The organism is Dielma fastidiosa (genome assembly GCF_003475485.1).
Lineage (GTDB): Bacteria > Bacillota_I > Bacilli_A > Erysipelotrichales > Erysipelotrichaceae > Dielma > Dielma fastidiosa.
The window spans coordinates 1-3593 of the sequence record NZ_QRQL01000018.1; the positions used below are offsets into that span (position 1 = coordinate 1).

General features: G+C 43.0%; 5 protein-coding genes. All 5 read left to right on the top strand.

What is annotated here, in order from left to right:
* Nucleotides 1-342, top strand: a 342-nt coding sequence (locus DWZ33_RS17825; protein ID WP_118456348.1) for a PTS sugar transporter subunit IIA, incomplete at its 5' end; no start/stop codon positions are given.
* Between the two features lie 13 nt (nucleotides 343-355).
* Nucleotides 356-1387, top strand: coding sequence for a hypothetical protein (locus DWZ33_RS17830; RefSeq protein WP_118456350.1), 1032 nt, complete (start codon nucleotides 356-358; stop codon nucleotides 1385-1387).
* Between the two features lie 9 nt (nucleotides 1388-1396).
* Nucleotides 1397-2095 (top strand): L-ribulose-5-phosphate 4-epimerase, encoded by a 699-nt coding sequence (gene araD / locus DWZ33_RS17835; protein ID WP_022938522.1) that lies wholly within the window; start codon nucleotides 1397-1399, stop codon nucleotides 2093-2095.
* The gene (locus tag DWZ33_RS17840) at nucleotides 2070-2942 is read left to right on the top strand and encodes an L-ribulose-5-phosphate 3-epimerase (RefSeq protein WP_244925892.1); all 873 of its coding nucleotides are present in this window, start codon (nucleotides 2070-2072) and stop codon (nucleotides 2940-2942) included. The genes araD and DWZ33_RS17840 overlap by 26 nt, the downstream gene beginning before the upstream one ends.
* A 7-nt stretch (nucleotides 2943-2949) precedes the next feature.
* On the top strand, nucleotides 2950-3593 hold a 644-nt coding region (locus tag DWZ33_RS17845; protein ID WP_420841424.1), incomplete at its 3' end, for a transketolase.

Consider the following 3593-nt stretch of genomic DNA (forward strand, 5'->3'; position numbering starts at 1 on the left):
GTGTATGTAGAAGCGGTCATCAATTGTGTAAAGAAATACGGACCGTATATCATCATCGCGCCAAACATCGCGATGCCGCACAGTACGGAAGGCGCTGAAGGCGTCAATGAGACAGCGATCTGCTTCATGAAAGTGGAGGAGCCGGTACATTTTGATCCTGAGGATCCAGAGAAGGACGCGCGGTTGTTCTTCGTATTAGCGAGTGCGGATCATGAGAAGCATTTGGAGAACATGATGCGGTTAAGTGAAATGTTAATGAATGAGGAATTAGTCGAAGAGCTGCTGGAAGCCAAGAGCAAGGAAGATCTTCTGGCTATCGATAAGAAATACTTAGAGAATTAAAGAGGGTAAAACAATGAAAATTGAAAAAATTAAGCTCGATGATATTAAACGCTGTTACTGCGCAAGCAATATCAACATGAATGGTGAAAATCATGTGATGTTTGCCAGTGAAGATCCAAATGTGCTGTGTGAAATGTTCAGCGGCAGAAATTTTGAGAAGAAAGAAAAAATTTGGGAAACACCGGGCGGCTGTATGTCGATAATTCCAATTCCCGGTAAAGAAGGTGAATTTCTGGCTGTTCAGGAATTCTATCTGAAAGTTTCACCAAGTCTTTCTAAGATTGTATGGGGTAAATATACAGATCATGGTTTTGAGATTAAGGATGTTCTGCATATGCCTTATATCCATCGTTTTGATATTTATCATAAAAATGGGGTCAATTATTTTATCGGTGCTACGATTGCAACGAGTAAGACTTGCAAGGATGACTGGTCAGTGCCTGGACGCATTTATGTAGGCCAATTGCCTGAAGATTTGAATGAGGGAATTTCAGTGGAAGTTCTTGCGGATGGTCTTTACCGCAATCATGGCTACTGGCATGATCAGGATAATGGTGAGGATGTTGGTTATTTTGGTTCCGATCAAGGCATCGTTAAGGTTACACCGCCGGCTAAATTAGGCGGACAATGGAGTGTAGAGCTGATCATGCAGGGTACGATTGGTGAAATTGCAACCATTGATATTGATAATGACGGTGAAAAGGAAATCATGACGATTGAACCATTCCATGGCACTGAAATCAAAATTTATAAAAAGATTGACGACAAGTATCAGGAAGTCTATCGCTATGATAATGAAATTGAATTCGCGCATACATTAGTTGGCTGCAAGCTGCGTGGTGTAAATACTTTCCTGGCGGGTGTCAGAAGAAAGGATGCGGAGATTTTCTATGTGCAGTTTGTTGATGGAAAATATCAGACTACTGTGATTGAAAAAGGTGTAGGCCCAGCTAATCTGGCTGTTGTGAATGAGGCAGACCGCGATATCATCGTAGCGGCAAATCATACGATGAATGAAGCGGCTGTATATGTCGTAACTGACTAGGAGGATGCTATGCTTGAAAAATTAAAACAAGAGGTTTTTGAAGCGAATTTATTGCTGCCTAAATATGGTTTAATTACATTCACATGGGGGAATGTTTCAGCGATTGACCGTGAGTCCGGTTTGGTAATTATCAAGCCGAGCGGCGTTGAATATGACAGCATGAAGGTTGAGGATATGGTTGTTTGTGATTTGGATGGTAAAGTAGTCGAAGGCACATTAAAACCATCTTCAGATCTAATGACTCACCTTGAATTCTACAAGAATTTCCCAAATATCGGCGGTGTAGTGCATACCCACAGCCGTTATGCAACTTCATGGGCACAGGCCGGTGAAGATATTCCGGCATTAGGAACTACGCATGGCGATTATTTCTATGGTCCAATTCCTTGTACACGCCGGATGAGTGATGAAGAGATTAAGGGCGCTTATGAGCTTGAAACCGGTAAAGTTATCGTTGAGACATTTAATGAAAGAGGTATTAATCCTGACTATATGCCGGCGGTACTGGTAAATTCACACGGCCCATTTACTTGGGGAACTGATGCTCATAATGCGGTGCATAATGCGGTTGTGCTCGAGGAACTGGCATGTATGGCACTGAATACGAAGATTATCAGAGGCAGTCTTGAACCGATGCAGGATACTTTATTGGATAAGCATTTTTTAAGGAAGCATGGACCGAATGCCTATTACGGTCAGGGTAAATAGTATGAAGGCTTATCAGCTGGGACTGTATGAAAAGTCGATGCCTAAGACATTGTCTTGGGAAGAAAAGCTTGAGCTGACAAAGCTGAGCGGCTTCGACTGGCTGGAAATCAGCATTGATGAAACTGATGAGAAGCTGGCTCGTCTTGACTGGAGTGAAGCACAGCGCAATGAGGTTCGTCATGCCATGGAAAAGACCGGTGTGAAAATGAATACAATGTGTCTGAGCGGTCATCGCAAGTATCCGTTAGGAACAAAGGATGAAAAGACACGGCAGCGCAGTCTGGAAATTATGGAAAAAGCCATCGATTTGGCGGCTAATCTGGGTATTCGTATTATTCAGCTGGCGGGTTATGATGTGTATTATGATCAGGGTGATGCGCAAACCAAGGCTAATTTCATTGAAAATCTGCATAAGGCATGTGAAATGGCAGCTGCAAAGGGTATTTTAATGGGCTTTGAGACGATGGAAACACCGTTCATGGATACGGTTGAGAAAGCTATGGAATATGTAAACCTGATGGACAGTCCTTACTTGGGTGTTTATCCTGATATTGGTAATTTAACAAATGCTTCTCTGCTTTATGGCAAGTCGGTGAATGATGATTTATTGACGGGTCAAGGTCATATCGTGGCAGCGCATTTAAAGGAAACAGTGCCGGGGGCTTACCGTGAGATACCTTTCGGTACAGGTCATACGAAATATGTAGAGAATATTGAAGTGTTGAAGGAACTTGGTGTGCGGATGTTTGTCGGTGAATTCTGGTATATTGGTTCAGAGTCTTGGCAGCAAGATTTAAAGGATGCCAGTACCTTCTTAAGAAAACATCTGGATACAGTTTTTAAATAGGAGAGATATGATGAACTATCAAGAGCATGCAAGAAACATCCGAAAGAATATCGTAAAAATGGTAACAGAGGCAGCCAGCGGACATCCGGGCGGAAGTCTGTCAGCAGCTGATATTCTGACGGTGCTGTATTTTAATGAAATGGATCTCACAAAAGAAAATGCGGGAAGTAAGGATCGTGACCGTTTTGTGTTGTCAAAGGGACACGCGTCACCGTTACTGTATGCGGTGTTGGCAGAAAAGGGAATCCTTGATGAAGCAGCGTTAAAAACATTCAGAAAGATCGATTCTAAACTGCAGGGACATCCGAATATGAATTATGTAACCGGGGTCGATATGTCAACCGGTTCATTGGGTCAGGGTATCAGCTGTGCGGTAGGTATGGCATTGGCCAACAAGGTGCAGAAGAATGATCACCGCATCTATACATTATTGGGTGATGGTGAATGTGAAGAAGGACAAGTATGGGAAGCAGCGATGGCAGCGGCTCATTATCAGTTGGATAATCTGTGCGCAATCGTTGATTTCAACGGTCTGCAGATCGACGGTGATATCACGAAAGTCATGAATCCAACGCCGATCGATAAGAAGTTTGAAGCGTTTGGCTGGCATGTGATCGATATTGACGGTCATGACTATGAAGCGATCGAAAA